Source organism: Gammaproteobacteria bacterium, from assembly GCA_013214945.1.
Classification (GTDB): Bacteria; Pseudomonadota; Gammaproteobacteria; order Enterobacterales; family Psychrobiaceae; genus Psychrobium.
Map to the genome: position 1 here is coordinate 123,856 of JABSRT010000003.1, position 16,773 is coordinate 140,628.

18 protein-coding genes are annotated in these 16,773 nt (G+C 43.6%); 3 read left to right on the forward strand and 15 right to left on the reverse strand.

The genetic code is table 11. The features are described 5' to 3' along the window. Window positions 1-2: 2 nt before the first annotated feature. The 3 genes from HRU23_02535 (at window position 3) to HRU23_02545 (ending at window position 2,010) form a co-directional block, all read left to right on the forward strand. A complete protein-coding gene (locus HRU23_02535) occupies window positions 3-611 on the forward strand; it encodes a TetR/AcrR family transcriptional regulator (GenBank protein ID NRA52998.1) in 609 nt (202 codons plus the stop codon). A 176-nt stretch (window positions 612-787) separates the two neighbouring features. After that, the gene (locus HRU23_02540) at window positions 788-1,129 is read left to right on the forward strand and encodes a Fis family transcriptional regulator (protein NRA52999.1); all 342 of its coding nucleotides are present in this window, start codon (window positions 788-790) and stop codon (window positions 1,127-1,129) included. Window positions 1,130-1,296: 167 nt separating this feature from the next. Then, window positions 1,297-2,010 (forward strand): hypothetical protein, encoded by a 714-nt coding sequence (locus HRU23_02545; protein ID NRA53000.1) that lies wholly within the window; start codon window positions 1,297-1,299, stop codon window positions 2,008-2,010. 175 nt (window positions 2,011-2,185) lie between these two features. Here the strand turns inward: HRU23_02545 and HRU23_02550 are convergent, their stop codons facing one another. The 15 genes from HRU23_02550 to HRU23_02620 all read right to left on the reverse strand — a co-directional run bounded on the left by HRU23_02550 (window position 2,186) and on the right by HRU23_02620 (window position 16,771). After that, window positions 2,186-3,415 carry a beta-ketoacyl-ACP synthase gene (locus tag HRU23_02550; protein ID NRA53001.1) on the reverse strand — a complete coding sequence of 410 codons (1,230 nt, stop codon included), beginning with the start codon at window positions 3,413-3,415 and terminating at the stop codon, window positions 2,186-2,188. Further along, window positions 3,415-4,137: a 3-oxoacyl-ACP reductase FabG gene (fabG, locus tag HRU23_02555; GenBank protein NRA53002.1), complete on the reverse strand. Its 723-nt coding sequence runs from the start codon at window positions 4,135-4,137 to the stop codon at window positions 3,415-3,417. The genes HRU23_02550 and fabG overlap by 1 nt, the downstream gene beginning before the upstream one ends. After that, entirely contained in the window at window positions 4,134-4,544 is a 411-nt protein-coding gene (locus HRU23_02560; GenBank protein NRA53003.1) for a 3-hydroxylacyl-ACP dehydratase, read from the reverse strand. Before HRU23_02560 ends, fabG begins: the two co-directional genes overlap by 4 nt. A 41-nt stretch (window positions 4,545-4,585) precedes the next feature. Continuing rightward, window positions 4,586-5,773 carry a beta-ketoacyl-[acyl-carrier-protein] synthase family protein gene (locus HRU23_02565; protein ID NRA53004.1) on the reverse strand — a complete coding sequence of 396 codons (1,188 nt, stop codon included), beginning with the start codon at window positions 5,771-5,773 and terminating at the stop codon, window positions 4,586-4,588. Window positions 5,774-5,775: 2 nt separating this feature from the next. Further along, window positions 5,776-6,348, reverse strand: a complete 573-nt coding sequence (locus tag HRU23_02570) for a DUF3261 domain-containing protein (protein ID NRA53005.1) — start codon at window positions 6,346-6,348, stop codon at window positions 5,776-5,778. Further along, complete coding sequence (locus HRU23_02575) at window positions 6,341-7,594, reverse strand: NAD(P)/FAD-dependent oxidoreductase (protein ID NRA53006.1); 1,254 nt, start codon at window positions 7,592-7,594, stop codon at window positions 6,341-6,343. The genes HRU23_02570 and HRU23_02575 overlap by 8 nt, the downstream gene beginning before the upstream one ends. A gap of 30 nt (window positions 7,595-7,624) precedes the next feature. Continuing rightward, window positions 7,625-10,021, reverse strand: a complete 2,397-nt coding sequence (locus HRU23_02580; protein NRA53007.1) for a hypothetical protein — start codon at window positions 10,019-10,021, stop codon at window positions 7,625-7,627. Window positions 10,022-10,045: 24 nt separating this feature from the next. Further along, the gene (locus HRU23_02585) at window positions 10,046-10,657 is read right to left on the reverse strand and encodes an outer membrane lipoprotein carrier protein LolA (protein ID NRA53008.1); all 612 of its coding nucleotides are present in this window, start codon (window positions 10,655-10,657) and stop codon (window positions 10,046-10,048) included. Then, window positions 10,654-11,106, reverse strand: coding sequence for an acyl-CoA thioesterase (locus tag HRU23_02590; protein ID NRA53009.1), 453 nt, complete (start codon window positions 11,104-11,106; stop codon window positions 10,654-10,656). The genes HRU23_02585 and HRU23_02590 overlap by 4 nt, the downstream gene beginning before the upstream one ends. Continuing rightward, the gene (locus tag HRU23_02595) at window positions 11,099-12,643 is read right to left on the reverse strand and encodes an aromatic amino acid lyase (protein ID NRA53010.1); all 1,545 of its coding nucleotides are present in this window, start codon (window positions 12,641-12,643) and stop codon (window positions 11,099-11,101) included. The genes HRU23_02590 and HRU23_02595 overlap by 8 nt, the downstream gene beginning before the upstream one ends. Window positions 12,644-12,706: 63 nt before the next feature. Continuing rightward, window positions 12,707-13,648, reverse strand: a complete 942-nt coding sequence (locus tag HRU23_02600) for an acyltransferase (GenBank protein ID NRA53011.1) — start codon at window positions 13,646-13,648, stop codon at window positions 12,707-12,709. Further along, the gene (locus HRU23_02605; protein NRA53012.1) at window positions 13,645-14,388 is read right to left on the reverse strand and encodes a glycosyltransferase family 2 protein; all 744 of its coding nucleotides are present in this window, start codon (window positions 14,386-14,388) and stop codon (window positions 13,645-13,647) included. The genes HRU23_02600 and HRU23_02605 overlap by 4 nt, the downstream gene beginning before the upstream one ends. Beyond that, window positions 14,382-14,741, reverse strand: a complete 360-nt coding sequence (locus tag HRU23_02610) for a thioester dehydrase (GenBank protein ID NRA53013.1) — start codon at window positions 14,739-14,741, stop codon at window positions 14,382-14,384. Before HRU23_02610 ends, HRU23_02605 begins: the two co-directional genes overlap by 7 nt. Beyond that, entirely contained in the window at window positions 14,734-16,209 is a 1,476-nt protein-coding gene (locus HRU23_02615; GenBank protein ID NRA53014.1) for an AMP-binding protein, read from the reverse strand. Before HRU23_02615 ends, HRU23_02610 begins: the two co-directional genes overlap by 8 nt. Then, window positions 16,202-16,771, reverse strand: a complete 570-nt coding sequence (locus tag HRU23_02620) for a hypothetical protein (GenBank protein ID NRA53015.1) — start codon at window positions 16,769-16,771, stop codon at window positions 16,202-16,204. The genes HRU23_02615 and HRU23_02620 overlap by 8 nt, the downstream gene beginning before the upstream one ends. Window positions 16,772-16,773 lie beyond the last annotated feature (2 nt).

Genomic DNA, 16,773 nt, shown 5'->3' on the forward strand with positions numbered 1-16,773 from the left:
AAATGAAAGAAAAAAACTTATCACGTTCCGAGTTAAAACGAAGCGCTATTATCAATGCTGCGATGCAAGAGTTTCAGTTAAAAGGCTTTAAAACCGCTAGCATGGACGATATTGCTAAACGAGCTGAAGTGTCGAAACGTACTGTTTACAATCATTTTTCTAGTAAAGACGTGCTATTTAGCTCGATTATATCTGAGATGTTTTCCATGCTCTGTACATTTGAACCTGTGCCCTTTTCTCTCGAGATCCCTATCGAGACGCAATTAAAACAACTGGCGGCGCACGAAATTTCATTGCTCAGAAAAGATGGTTTTATCACTACCGCTAAAGTAGTTATCGCTGAGGGTATTCATTCGCCTCATTTACTCACAGATGCAATGGAAAGTTTTAGCAACCAAGAGACACCGTTAACCAGCTGGTTTAAAGCCGCCTGTGCGGCTGGGGTACTAAAAACAGAGCACCCTGAGCTCGTCGCGACCCAGTTTATTGCTGTGATTAAAGCATTTTGTTTTTGGCCGCAAGTGACTCAGTGCATTGAGTTTCCTGATGACACCACCATTGCACTCGTCTCTGATACCGCTGTGCAAATGATCTTAAAGCAATACACTTAGCAAGACACCCAATGATATACCTAGTGAAACTCTTAGTGATACTCCTAGTGAAATTAGGGCGTTAAATTCTTTAATATTTAAGTATCCTCATTAATACCGTGAACACTGACATGCTAACTTGGCAACATATAAGCTCAGCATAAGGTTCACACTACACGTTAGGCAGGCGATAGATCATGCGTAAAACAGATAAAAAAATAGATAACCAACTACGACTCGAATTAACCGAGGTTTGTGACATTGCGTTAAAGGAAATTGATGGTTTTCAATGGTTAACCCACACGGTTAATTATGCCAACTTTCCTAAAAGTTTAAAAATAATCTGCGTATTTGAAACCAACCAACAGCTTGCTAGTTTTACCGCAAGTAGCAGTAAAAAAATGTTGAGTTCTTTAATTCAAAGCATGCTCAGTGGCATGGCTGTTAAGTGTAAAAATGTAGAAAGTTTTATCTTGTATGACACCGAGCAAAACTGTGACCAACAACATAATGGCAATTGGGCGAGCCGCTTGGGTTAACTTCAGCCTTGCGACTGCGGATCACTATTTTAATCTTCGTTTGGTTGAACTAATAAAAATATAACTGGTCAGTCAATTTGTTACATAACAAATTCGCCCATTTGGTTTAATCGTGACACACTCTCATTATTAAAACTGACCAATTATCAGCCGTTAGAGATTACAATATGAAATGGATATCATCGCCCCTTCTAGTACTAATTTTAAGTTTTAGCCAAGTAGCGCAAGCGAGTTGGTTAATGGATTATTATAAAAATCCGACCCCTGACAAGTTTGTTGCCCAAGTTATAAAATTCAGTGAGCAAGGGGTTTTAGCTAACCCGAAACATACGCAAACACTCTCGGTGTTCTTAAGCCGTATTTTGGCCGACAACCCCGAGCGAATCGAAGAATGGATGGCGGGTCTGCAAGGTTTAACCCAACAAGACATGAAAATAGTTTTTCTTGCCGTTTGGTTATCCGATACCGAGCAATCGAAAAAATACCTAAGGTCGATTGGCGCAACAACGTCTTTGGCAACTAAACCAACCGATATTTTACAAGCAACGTTAAATCACCCTGCGGTGTTAGATGGCCTATGGGGTTACTTTTTTGCGACAGGCAGTAAGGAACCCATTCGACGAATTATTACGGCCTTTAATTATGATGGATACCTTGGCTCAATAGATGCGTATAAAACCTCACAACAAACAGAACAAGACAAACAGAATGTCTTAATGGAAGCCGTTTTTGCTGCTGCGCGTTGGTCTTTAGCAAGCAACATAAAAAAACATGCTCGGGTGGCACAATTGTCTAAAACTATCCTCAATGAGCCGGGATTATCAAAATCTGAAAATATTTGGCTAGCAATGGTATTAAGTAAAGAGCCTATTAAACAATAACAACCTCAACAATCGACACGGCTTAATGTAGAACTAATATCAATATCACCAAAGCGCTCTGCTGTTTTGGCCAGCTAATAAAAAAGCCCGTCGTTCATTGAGCGACGGGCTTTATATATTTGGCTTATTGTATTTGGCTAATTGGTTCGTTAGCAACCAATTAATCACAATAAACTTAGCTGTTTTTCCAACGCTTGAAAATTAGCGAAGTATTAATACCACCAAACGCAAAGTTATTGCTCATGACATAATCGGTATTAATTATCCGTGCTTGATCTTTAATGTAATCAAGTGGTGCACATTGTGGGTCAACCTGCTCAAGATTAATCGTTGGCGCAAACCAGTTATCTTGCATCATATGCAACGACGCCCAAGCTTCAATCGCACCACAGGCACCTAATGTATGGCCTAAGTAGCTCTTTAATGAACTAATTGGCTTAGGGCCTAAAGCATCATACGTTGCAATTGATTCGGCGATGTCACCACGTTCGGTTGAAGTACCGTGGGCACAAACATAACCAATCACTTGCGGATCAATATCTGCATCTTTTAGCGCTAATTCAATCGCAATTTGCATGGTCGACGCCGTCGGCTGTGTCACATGTTGACCATCGGAATTACAACCAAAACCAACCAGCTCAGCGATAATATTGGCGCCTCGGGCCTCGGCATGCTCTAATTCTTCAAGAATTAGGGTACAGGCTCCCTCGCCAATCACTAAACCGTCGCGCGACTGGTCAAAGGGTCTTGGCGTCGTTTTCGGCTGATCGTTTTTAGTGCTGGTTGCATAAAGCGTGTCAAACACTGCAGCTTCAGAGACACACAACTCTTCAGCGCCACCAGCAACCATAATTTTTTGACGACCAAACTTTATCGCTTCATAAGCGAACCCGATCCCTTGAGATCCCGAGGTGCAAGCAGAGCTGGTTGGGATAACGCGCCCTTTCAAGCCAAAGAACACTCCAATATTCACGGGTGCGGTATGCGACATCATTTGAATGTAACTGGTTGCTGTAACCCCCGACATATTGCCTGTGTCCATCATCTTGCCAAAAGCAATCAGCGGTGAGGTAGAACCGGTCGATGAACCAAAGCTAACGCCGGTATCACCATTGGTTAAACTTTCATGGCCTAACAAATTGGCTTGTTCTAATGCTAACTCAGTAGTGCGAGTAGACATTAACGAAACTCGGCCCATTGAACGCACTTGTTTACGGCTATAATGTTTCGGCTTCTCGAAATGAGTTACTGGCGCGGCCAAGCGAGTATTAAGATCTGGCAAATAATCCCAAGACGGCATATTTTGCACCGCATTAACACCTTGCTCAAGTGCGGCGCGAAAATCAGGCCATTGGTCGCCAAGCGCCGTGATGGCCGACATACCAGTAACAACAACGCGTTTCATTAAGCAATACCTCCATTAACCGATAACACTTGGCGGGTAATATAGGCTGCGTCATCCGACATTAAAAATGCAACACTGCCAGCAACTTCCTTAACCGAACCCATTCGACGTAGCGGCACCATGTTGAGTACTTCTTTAGGAATATCTTGAGTCATTTCAGTTTCGACCAGCCCAGGAGCAACACAGTTAACCGTAATTTTTCGTTTGGCTAATTCCAGTGCTAACGCCTTGGTGGCACCGATAATTCCAGCTTTAGCGGCACTGTAGTTCACCTGACCACGATTACCAATCACACCAGACACTGAGGCCATAGTAACAATTCGACCACCTTTACGGGCCTGTACCATTGGCATCACCGTTGGGTGAACAACATTATAAAACCCGTTAAGTCCTGTTTGGATCACGCTGTCCCAGTCGTCGCCATCCATCGCAGGAAATGCCATGTCACGGGTAATTCCGGCGTTACAGATCACGCCGTAGTAGGCGCCAAAACTGCTAATGTCGGCTTCTATTTGCGCTTTCGCTAATTCTCGGTCGTTAACATCAAATTGTAAGATATTTACTTCGCGCCCTAGTGCACTAATTTTCTTGGCAACTTCATTTGCTAACTCAATGCCCGAACGGCAATGCAGCGTAATATCAAAACCATCTTTAGCTAAACGTAGCGCGATAGCCGCGCCGATTCCGCGACTAGAACCAGTCACTAATACTCTTTTACTCATGTGTTTTCCTTTAAAAATTGCTCTGGTTCATCGGGCTGAAATACATTAATTTTAGCTTGGGCTACCACTTGTTCTGCACGCTTAATGATGCAATCAAATACGCTAAGCCCTGACTCTTCTTGAATTAACTCAACGACTGTTATTTCTAACTCGTCGCCGAGATCAAATAGTGGCGTAAATGTTTCGTATTTTCGGGTGCCCAGTAAAAAACCGATCTTAACTTGTTTATCGTTGTCTAACGCTAACGCCCCGGCATAAGCGGCAATCGTTTGCGCCATATATTCACTGCCGATATAACTTGCAACACCCTTTGAATCAGTATCATAAAACGCACTTTGCGGTGTAATAGTTACTCGACAACGGCCACCTTTGGCGTGATAGTCTAAGAGTTGATCCACTAAAATCATTGGTGGACGATGTGCAAGCACATCGGCTATTGCATATTGATTCACGTATTTTTTCCTAAAATTAAACTGATATTGTTACCACCAAAAGCAAACGAATTTGAAAGGCAATTGTGCAAGGGTTTATTTAGCGGCTGTTGCACTAACGCAATCTTGGCTAACGACTCGTCGCGCGCAGTAACACTGCTATTAAGCGGCACCATATTGTCCTGATTAAAATCACTGAGCAATAACCAACAAATTCCCGCTTCAATCGCGCCAGCAGCGCCAAGGGTGTGTCCGGTTAAGTGCTTGGTCGAGCTGGCGCTGACTTTATCTTTAACCACTTGATAAACGGCAGTAGACTCCATTTCGTCGTTCTTTGGCGTCGCGGTACCGTGTAAATTGATATAATCGAGCTGCTCGGGCTGTAATTCTGCCTGTGAAAGTGCTGCATTCATCGCACTAATGGCGCCCGCGCCTTGTGGATCTGGCGCTGAAATATGGTGAGCATCTGAGCTCTCACCCGTGCCCTTTAGCGCTATTGCCCCGGCCTGCTTGCTCATGACAAAGAGTGCTGCGCCCTCGCCAATGTTTATGCCATCGCGTTGCGCTAAAAATGGGGTACAAATACCGCGAGAGGTCGACTCTAATGCTTTAAAACCATTAACGGTTAATTGGCATAAACTATCAACCCCACCACAAATGACCACATCGGCTAGGCCACTTTCAATTAAATTACGACCACTGGCTAACGCCTTACCACTTGAACTACAGGCGGTAGAGATACTATAAACCGGACCTTTCGCGCCGCACAGCTGCGCTAAATAGTCGGCTGGGCTGACCATTTCTTGCAACCGATAATGAAAGTTTTCTGGCCAACTGTCTGTTTCGCCATGTACTTTGCGCGCAATCTCGCCTTCACTGATGCCAGACGTGCTGGTGCCAATGATCACCGCTATTCTGCTTGGCTCGACATCCGCCGCTAATTGCAAGTAGCACTGCTCTATTTGTTGATAAGCTGCTAGCGCGAGTTGATTATTACGTGACTGATATTGCGCCTGTAATTGAGTGAGTGGCGGTAGCGCTGAGCTGACCTTGCCAACATAAACATCAAGATCAGCAAAGCCTAGTTGGGTATCTAATGTCAGGGGGCTTGGGCTGGTATCAGCCTGTTGTAAACCTGACATAACTTGTGCCTTGTTGGCCCCTAGCGCACAAATTATGCCTAGATCGATTAAATTAACACTCATCTCTATGCCTTGGTTATCGTCAATTGGTAATCACGTTGCAGGTGATTTAATTGGTAGGTATTCGCTGACGCTTCAATATTAATGACGGCTTCGTTGGCCACCATAATTTGGCGTCGACCTGTTTTTGGTTCAAATTTAAGTGTGGCGCCGTCAAGGTTAGCCATTAGCGTATCTACTGGCCAATGGGTCAGTTGAATGTCGGCAAGAATATAAATAGGGTCAAAGCCTGGTAGCAGCACATAACTTTTGGTTTTTAGCGGCTGCTGATATTGGTATTCTAATTGAAACACCGGGATCCCTTGCACTGTCATTGCCACTAATACCAAGCCATTTTTAGTAAAGGCTAATTGACTAACCAGTACATCTTGTCGTGACGGGGTTTTAATCGTTAATATTTGATTAAAACTTTTACCCACTAACGCTTGTGGCGGTGGCGTTAAGCTTAAACTAACACCTTGTGCAATGCTTACCTGTTGCCAGATCATTGACCCCGTTGTGGTACACCCAGCCAAAATTAGCAGTAATAGGCTGCTGATGTAAATAGCGAGTCGCTTGATTGGCGTTGTTTTAAGCATGATCAGCACAAAGCTCGGCCAAGACATTGAGTCGACGTTCACTCTGGGCAACATAGGGGTTTTTAGTGTCCCATGCGTAACCCGCCAAAATAGAGCTGATCATTTTGGTGACGCTGTCATCTGCTTGCCCTTGGTGAAATACAACGTGTTGAAAACGGGTGTCGTACCATGCCGTTACAAAGGTTTTAAAGCAATTAACGCCTAATTTTAGCGGGTCACTATATTCCAACTCAAAGTCGACGGCTTCATTTTTTAGATACTTGTCGAGCAAGGGTGCAATCAGCGCCGCTGATTTTAGCGCAATGGTAACACCTGAAGAAAACACCGGGTCTAAAAATTCACCAGCATTGCCTAATAGCGCAAAACGCTCACCATGCAAGGTAGTAACATTGGCTGAATAGCCTTTAATTGAACGCGTATCTTCTTTGGGCGTGGCCGACTTTAATAACTCACGCAGGTTCGGATCTTGATTGATAAAATCGAACAATACTTCTTGATCACTGCTGGCGCTATATTGACTAAACTGTTCGGGTTTACCGACCACGCCAATGCTCGCGCTACCATCTGAAAATGGGATCAGCCAATACCAAATATCAGGGTGGTGTGGGTGAACCGTGATCAGTATTTTATTGCGGTCAAACGACAAGTCACTAATATTATCATTAATATGGGTAAAGTAAGCTTGGCGCACCGGAAACGTCGATGGTCGTTCAAGGTTTAATAACCTTGGCAGTACACGACCAAAACCACTGGCGTCTAACACATACTTGCCACGTACCTGATAACTCTTTTTGGCAGGATCGAGTACCGTTAGCGCAACGCCATCAGTCTCAGTAACCATCGCGGTTACCTGATGTCCGTAGCGAATTTCAACGCCTTGCTCGGCAGCGCCGTCGGCTAATAGTTTGTCAAAAACATCGCGTTTTACTTGATAGGTAGTGCCATGACCGGGCGAGAATTTTTCAGTGAAATCAAAATGACTGTCTTTGCCAGCGTGGTGAAATGCCGCACCATTTTTAAATTGAAAACCTAACGCTTGAGCATTTTCGGTTAACACTGGCAATAGGCCGGCTTGTTCAATATATTCCATACATTGTGGTAGCAGACTTTCACCAATTGAAAAACGTGGGAAGTATTCTTTCTCAATGACCAGCACCTTCCAACCACGTTGTACCAACATGGCCGACGCCACGGCACCAGATGGACCAGCGCCAATCACGAGCACGTCAAATTCATTTTCTGTCATTACTACATCCCTATTAAATAAACCTAAAATCTACAATTTGTTTTTATTGATGGTTATCGATAATGGCGCGATAAAATACACTGCAATAATTCCACACATTACGGTGATGCCAAAACTAAATACCGCTGGGGTCTTTGACATTGCAAGCATGCCAAACACCAACATTGAGGAGATTGCCGATAATAAAATTGCCAACACGTTTTTATGGCTCAGACCTTGGCTTTGATAAAAAATAAGATAATCAATGCCCAAGGCTATGACTAACAGCAAGGCCAGCATGTTAAATATATTTAGCGCGCCGCCAATCCAACTGGCGGAAACTAAGGCCACCGCAGCCGCCAGCAACAACACACCAATCTGTTTAAGCGCGATTTTCAATCCATATTTGAGGGTAAATAACACCAAAACCAATAATAACGACAAACACTGTAAACCAATTATTTCACTGCGATACGTTTGTAATGACGCTGAAATGTCTGTGGCCTTATCGATAAAGAACACATTGGGCATCGCGGGATCAACCAGTGCCGCAATATGCGCTGGCGCTAATCCTTCAACACTTAACCAACTAACATAACCTTGCTCAGTTTTGGCAATTTTAGTGACAAATAGCGCGTTAAGCGGCGATGAAAAGGCCAACGTTTCGGTTAATAGCTTGGGGGCTGGAATAGTGACCGGTAAATTCAATACTGCAGAAAGAGGCCCAAATAGCTGGTCTTTTTGTGCTTGGCGTAGCCGCGCGTCGTTAATTTTTTGCTGTTTAATCGACGGCAACCACTGACTTAAGGCGTCAATTTTGGCGCCCGGTTGTAGCTGCTTAATTTGCGCAATCAATTGCTCTTCGCGAACCATCAATTGCTCAAAGTCAGCTGCGGTAATATAAAATCGGCTTTGGTCTATTTTGCCTAAGCGCTGCAAGTTAATCCGTTCATTTTGCATTAGCGCCGCACTGCTGGCATTTAATAGGCGTATATCGTCATTAAAGGTTAACGGCTTAAACCACAACGCGCTGCTGATGAGCGCAATAGTAATAACAATGGTTAACTTACGATGCGCGTTTAACCAGATTAAAGCGCCTTGTACGCGAGCGACTAGCAGTAAGCTAGATTGGGTTGGCTTGATTTTTTCGGTGCTTAAAAACAGTGGCGCTATCACGACCACAAACAACAACGCGCCGACCAAACCAAAAATAACAAATACCGCGACTTGGCTCAGCAGCTCAAGTGGCGAGCCAAGCAGTAACGCATAACCGACCACAGTGGTAACGCATCCGAACAGCAAAGCATTAACCACTGACGGTGATAAATTATTATCACGACCTTGGGCAAAACCGATGTCCGTTAAAATATGAAAACAGTAGTCAATTGCGATGCCGATTAGGGTTACTGCAAACACCAAACTCAGTAAATGAATTGACGAAAACACACTGCATATTGCCGCAAAGCCAAACAACAAGGCATTTAATACGGTTAACGAGGTTAGCACTAAAGGTTTTAATGAACGAAACACTAACCAAACCATTAATGCCAACAGCAACATACTGATGCCGCCAAACACGCTCATTTCAAATTCGGCTTGCTGTGAATTCTCGGCGGTGTGAAACACAAAACCTGAGTGGGTAATGACCACGTCTGGGTATTGGCTGGTTAGCGCTGAAATTTGGTTAATAATTTGTTTACTGACAACTTGCGCGGCTTTAATGCCTAATTGCTCGGGTGGCAAGGTGACAAAAAGCAAATAGACCGACTGGCCATTGCTTTGTGTTACAAACCGCCCTTGCTGCTGGCCAAGTGACGACAAACCAGTGAGCCGCTCTTTAATAAACAGCGCTAAATTTAGGCTTGGATCAAGTGAAAAACTGCTGCTGACAAAAGGATCGGCCGCTTGAGACAACGCTTGCAAGGCATGGTCGAGAATAGCTTGACCATTGGTTAAGTTATTTTGATAAAAATCACTTAAAATTGCGCCATTATGATCATGATAAAACGCGGCGACATCCGCTATCGACGGCGCAATAGCCCCGCCAAGTTGATAGTGTTGTTGCTTAAAAAATTCGACCATTTGATCATGAGCTAAGACACTGTTGCCGCCAGTACTTTTCCCAGTGCTGTTTTTTCCAATGCTTTCTTTCCCAGTGCTGTTTTTTCCAGTGCTGTTTTTTCCAGTGCTGTTGTTTCCAATGCTGATAGTGCTAAAAGACAGCACAATTTGGGAGCGGCTTTGATCAAAGAAATATTTTTCGCCACTGGCCACTAACTGCGACTGTTGCGTTTGAGGTAACAACGCTAAAATGTCGGCATTAAAAGACAAGCGCTGGCTAAACAGCGACAGCGCTATTATTAGCGCGACGGTAATATATTGAGCAATAGCAAAATACCAGCGCGTGCGCTTATGCCAACTCAAGTGAGATAATATCCATTGCCACAAAATAGCTACCTGTCGCTGCAAAATTTATTGGTCACTCGCATAATCAAAGTCGATTTCAGTACGGTTGCCCGTTGCTTCGAATAAGCTCACTTGCGTAATTCGCTGCTGGCCACACAAGGTTACAGCACTAAATAGCTGCTCAATATTGTGATCAAGCGGGCTCATATCCACACAATCAGCTTGCGCGCTAGCACTAAAACTAAATGCCTGACCTAAGCGATTAAAGTCGCCGGTGATCATTGCTTGCAATAATTGCACAAAATATTGTGCTTGTGGTTGTTCAACCTTATTACCGGTCGCATCAACGATAAAAGCAGTGCCCTGTTCAATCACAAAAGCGCTTTTAATCGGCGTTAAGGTTTGCCAAAGAAATTGATTGTCTTTGTATTGATAATGACCCGTCGACTCAAAAGGAGTCGGCAAAATTTTAAAATACTTACGCTGATTGAACCGCGCTTTATTGGGCAGATCATCGGTTAAGTTTAATAACTGCTGAGCTTGCGTCGCTGTTAGTGTTGATTCTTTTATTGCTGCTGCAGTTGATGCTATTAGTGTTGCAGGTTTATCACTGGCGAACGCTGACGCGCCCGACAGTAAACCAGCAGTAACAATAATTAACGCCAGTCTCATGATCATGTAAGTACCTTATCTATTACATTAGGAAGCAGCTTATCAAGCTTTTCAATCAGAATTGGTGGGCTAACAAATTGCATTTCCTGATCGCTAATCTTAACCGCAACCTGCACTGTGCTCGCTTTGGTTAGGATTTTATCAGTAGCAGCATCGCTTATTACATAATCAAGTCGTAACCGTTGTTCGTATTCTTTAAGGTACGCGCTTACTTTAATCTTTTGGCCAAACAACGCCGAGGCAACGTACTTAACTCGCATATCAACAATCGGCCACATGTAACCTGATTCCACCATTTGCGGATAGTCATAATCAAACATCCGTAATAGTTCACAGCGTGCTACCTCTAAATAACGAGGGTAATTACCGTGCCACACCACTTGCATTGGATCGCAATCATGAAATGGGATCTCAATTTCGACCGATTTAGTTAATAAAGCGCCTTTACTATTCATAGAGTGACCAACGTTTTTGCTGAATCGCATGCACGGTAAATCGTAACACTTGTTCCAGTGGGCGATCTTCAGTTAAGTTTTCAAAGTAGCCACTGATATCGTCATACATAGATTTCATGCCAGCAGACAGCGTGTCGTAGTCGAGCTCATTTTGTTTTATCCGAATTCTTAGCGCTTGCACTGTCGCCAGTAAAGTACTTGCTAATACTTGTTCGGTTAATTGCATCACCCGCATTGCGTCACGCGCCGCTATCGTGCCCATACTAACTTTGTCTTGGTTATGACATTCAGTTGAACGAGAGAACACACTCGCTGGCATGGTTAATTTCAATGCTTCGGCCGTGTAGGCAGACGCACCAATTTGTACCGCTTTAAAACCATGATTAATGTAACGACGTTCTGGCGCGCTATCACTTAAATTAGATGGCAAACCGTGGTTGAATTTTGTATCAACCAGTGAAGCTATTTGACGATCGGCCAAATCTGCTAAGTTAGCAACAGCGGTTTTCATGCTGTCCATTGCCATGGCAATGTGACCACCGTAGAAATGACCGCCGTGAAGTACGTGCTCACCTTCACCATCGATAATCGGATTGTCATTTGCCGAATTAAGTTCGTTTTCAATCATCTGTCTAAACCAAGGTAAGCTATCTTGTAATACCCCGATAATGTGCGGAGCACAACGGATAGAATAACGATCTTGTAAACGCGACGAGTTACGAGGATGTTCATGATGGTTTAAGTCATCACGGATCCACGACGCAATTTGTTGCTGGCCTGGGTGTGGTTTAACTGAAAATAAGATTTCATCAAAATGATGGCTATTACCTTTTAAACCAAGGCTCGCCATAGCGGTGATCCGGGTTGATAATTTAGCAATATATTGCGCGCGGTCAAACGCTAAACAAGCTAAAGCTGTCATTACCGCGGTGCCATTCATTATCGCTAGCCCTTCTTTAGGACGCAGTTTTAATGGCTTTATGCCAAGCATGTTCATTACGTCTAAACTATTGCTAATTTCGTCTTTATAGAAAACATCGCGCTCGCCAATCATGGCACCAGCAACATAAGATAATGGGGTTAAATCGCCACTTGCGCCAACAGAGCCTTCTTGAGGTACCACTGGCACAATATTATGGTTTAAAAACTTAACCAGTAACTGCAGCAGATCCCAACTAACGCCAGAATAACCTTGCGCTAACGAGGTTAAACGCGTCGCCAAAATTGCGCGACCTTCGGTAAGTTTAAACACGTCACCCATACCACAGCCATGAAAACGGGTTAAATGTAGCGGCAATTCGTCAACCAAGTTTAAAGGGACGTTAACCGTAACCGAATCGCCATAACCTGTGGTTACGCCATAAATTACGCCATCTTCTTTTAATAAGGCGTCGAGAAACTCAACCGCAGAGTCGATTTTTTTAGCGAAGCTAGGATCTCCACTCAACTTTGCATCACAGTGTTGTCCAGCAATTGCGACAATATCTTCAATGCTGATTTTCTTACTACCAAACTCTAACGGTGCTAACTTAGTCACGATCTCTTCCACTCCAGTATCTTTTATTGCAACAGCCTAAGCTGTCGTTATATATATAACGTTTTAGTCACGCGTGATTTGATCATCGCGGTGCCAAAAATTGAAAAAATTAAACCATTGATAAGGGTAAAGCGCGGCATAATGCGCTAATCTGCTCGCGTATAAATCAATAATTTGTTGTAATTTTTGCTGGCGCTCTTTGCGCGGCAGGCTTAGTTTATGAGATAATAATTCAAATATTATTTTGTATTTGCCCTGATCTTTTAAGCAAAAAAGCATATAAACCGGGCATTCCAGCACCGCAGCAAGAATAAAAGGCCCTTGCGCAAATGAGGCTGTTTGGCCTAAAAACTCACAGTTTACTGAGCGTCCTGATGCACTCGCGCTGGTGCGGTCACCCACAATCACCACAATTTCGCCGTTATCGACTTTCTCTTTAAGCAATATCGCAAGACCAGGCCCCATATCTGTCACCTGAATTAAATTGACACTGGCGTTGGGGTTAATCTTGCGTAACATTTTATTAAATTCAACGGCATGGTGGGTGAATACCAAGACATTAATGACGGTTTTGTAACGCCCTTGGCTGAGCGCGCGGCACACTTCAAGGTTACCTAAGTGCGAGCCAATAAAGACCGCGCCCTGCTTACGCTCGATAAGCTGTTCAAACAATGCGTAATTAACGTATTCAACATTCTCATTATTGATTCGACCTAGCCATGCGTCGATCTTGTCGAACGCTGAATTAGCAAAGGTGCAAAAATGTTTAAAGCCATCCCAGAAACCTGCGATTTTACCGTCTTGATTGGCACGATTAACTCGATTAAGAAAATCCACCGAGGCTTGTCTTGCAACCTTGCCATTGCAATAAATGTAAAGCACCACCGGAAACATAACGATCCATAAACCAGCGCGCCCAAACAAGCGGTAGCTCCATAGCAACGTTTGCATGCCTAGGTAATTGCCACGCTCTTGAATTTTTGACCAATGCGCTGCTTCACTCATGACCGACTCTTAATATTTTGAGAGATTAATTTCGGGGCGCGAATTAACATGCCAAAGAACAAACGGGTATGTAACCAGCTAATGCCGACATTGTCTTTAAAAGGTCTAAAATGAGAAATGCCATTTTCTGGGTAAATTACCTTCGTTGGCACAAATTCAATCGCCATGTTGTTCCAATATAATCGCACCAATATTTCGGTATCAAAATCCATTCGGTTGCCCAAATTAACTTGCGAGATAAGTTCAGTGCAGGCTTTAACTGGATAAACCCGAAAACCACACATTGAGTCTTTAATCGCAAAGCTTAAGGTTTCAACCCACACCCAAAAGTGGGTAATATAACGGCTCCATAAACGGTGAGTAGGCACCGAGTCGTCATAAACTGGCTGGCCACTAAATAATGTATCTGGACGTTGCTGTGACAGCGACAACATGGTGGCAATATCAGTTAAGGTATGCTGACCATCGGCATCAACCTGAATGGCGTGACTAAAGCCAAGTTCGTCGGCCTTAAGTAAACCGGTTTTAACCGCCCCGCCCTTACCTTGATTAACCTCGTGTGTCACCAAAGTTAATGATGCATGCTTTTGCTCAAGCGCCTTAAATACTTTTTTGGCGGCGTCATCACTGCCATCATCCACTAAAATTAGCGGCAGCTTAAATTGCAGTAATTGATCGATCACCGTGTCAATCACCACGGTGTGATTATAATTTGGAATAATAATGCAATAACTCATAATAGCTGTGTCACCACGCGCCCAGAGGCATGAATGCCTCGGTCTGAACTATAAGCAAAACCAAACTTATTTTCCGACTTCTTGGTCAGCGTTAACACCACATCCATGCCGGGGGTCATCACCAGTTTAAATTTCAAAATTTCGACATTTTTTACGCTATGGTCTGCTAATGATAAATATTGCTTGGCGTATTTGACCGCCCAATCTAACTGCACTACCCCCGCAAGAATAGGCGCTTGAGGGAAATGGCCGTTAAAATAATCTAACGTCGCCGGAATATGTAATGAAATACTCACGCCGTCTTCAATATATTCAACACCAGTGACTTGCGCGGTGGTGTTCTTGAGCTTACTCAAATATGTTCTCCAACTCTTTGTACAACAATTTACCTTGTTGATTATAAGGTAACTGTTCGATATATCGCCATTTTCGCGGTAAACACACACGCTCAAAATATTGCAATAAATACTGCTTAAACTGCTCGTTCAGCGCGCGTTTGCCAAGGTTAATCAGCGCATCGTCACCAGCGGCTGTTAAGACCATCGCGACGCATAACGTCTGTCGATGTTTAGCGATGACTTGCGTCCGAGCCTGCTTAACGAACGGGTGACTTATTAATAAATGCTCCATTGCATCTAAATCTAAGCGCTTTTCTTCAAGTTTTATCGTGCGATCGGCCCGCCCCAGCAAGGTGAAATCGCCATTTTCGCCAAGACTTATCCGATCATCTAACAACACGGTTTGGTTATCAAGATAAGGAGAAGTCAGCAATAGACACTGGCTAGCACGGTCAATGTCGACCGATATGCCAGAAAATGGCTGCCAAGGTTGAGCGCCCGGCGTGTGCAGTTGCCGTGTTGCGATGCCGCCAGTTTCAGTGCTGCCATAAACTTGCGTCACGGCTAAGTTAAATTGCTGATACAGCGTTATCGCGTCTTGATCTGGCAGTGGCCCACCCGATGATACAACCAATTCGAGCTGACAATTTGCTTTGGCCACCACGTTATCATCAATCAAACGGCTAAGTTGCGCAGGACTGCTGATAAAAACAACCTGAGCTTGGTTGGCTAAACTAGCGGCCAAATGTTCAGGGTATTTATAGGTATTAAAGTCAATAAAACAGCCTTGCTGTAACGGCCATAACACCCTAAATAGCAAACCATAAATATGCTGATGAGATACGCCAGCATAAACTTTCGAGTCTGTTGTTAAGCCAAAATGAGATTGTAATTGTGTTAGTTCTAAGTTGATCTGACGCCAATTTTTAACAATTTTCTTGGCATCACCGGTGCTACCTGACGTAAAGAAAATTAACTCGCCATCTTGTGGCCAAGTTAGCTGCTGATGACGTTTAAAGTTTTCACCAACGTTACAATCTTCAATGTTATTCGCTGTCGGTACTAATTCAGGTGCTAACTCTGGTACTAAAGGTACTGGTGCTTGACCAAAGTAAGCTGGATATTGGCGCAATAAAGCGTTTAGTGTCTCGGGCTGGCCATTGGCTGGCAACACAACATGCTTACCAGCCAGTGCTAATGCCAACAAACGAACAGTAAACTGATAGCTGTCAGTGTGATATAAAATGACGCCATCGCTGTTATTTCTGCTGCTTAACGTTGCATCACTTAATTCGCTAGTACCAACAAAGTATTGGTCAATTTTAGCTAAAGCTCGTGACACATCTTCGATTAAATCATTGGCAGTTTTATTACCTTGTTCGGTTTTAAACAAGGTGACCTCACTTGCTGCCGTCCAGCCAAAACACCTAACATTAGTTGATGAAGACTTATTTAATAAAGGCATATTTAATGAAGAATTAGTCATTAAGCTTATTTTTCCTTCGTACGATATGACGCACAATAAACTCGCCGCCCATTAACGATCCCATCAAGATGTACGAAATAAATCCGTTGTACAGTGTCCAATCGGCTAACGATGCAAACAGCGCCGTATAAAGGGCTATACTGGCATTAATGATAAAAAACATGCACCACACGATAGTCACTTTACGGGTATAACGCACACCGTGGGCATCTAAATTAGGTTCAGTTAACCGAGCGAACGTTTCAATTACCGACGGTCCTTTAATCAAGGATCCTGCAAACGTCACTAACATCACGCTGCTTATAGCAACGGGATAAAATAATATGCCAAACTGCTGCTCAAAAATAATGGTCAATGCCAAACAACCTACCCCGGCAATCGTCGAAGGCAGCATCCATGGCATTTTTTTTGACAGCTCACGGCTAATCACTAGCCGCAATAAAACAATTGCCATCACAACGATGGCAACATATCTTGGCTCAAATTCACTTAATCCGTAATAAATAATTACCGGATATAGCAGCAGAAATAACCCTACGATTGCCGAAAGTATCAACTTCATTT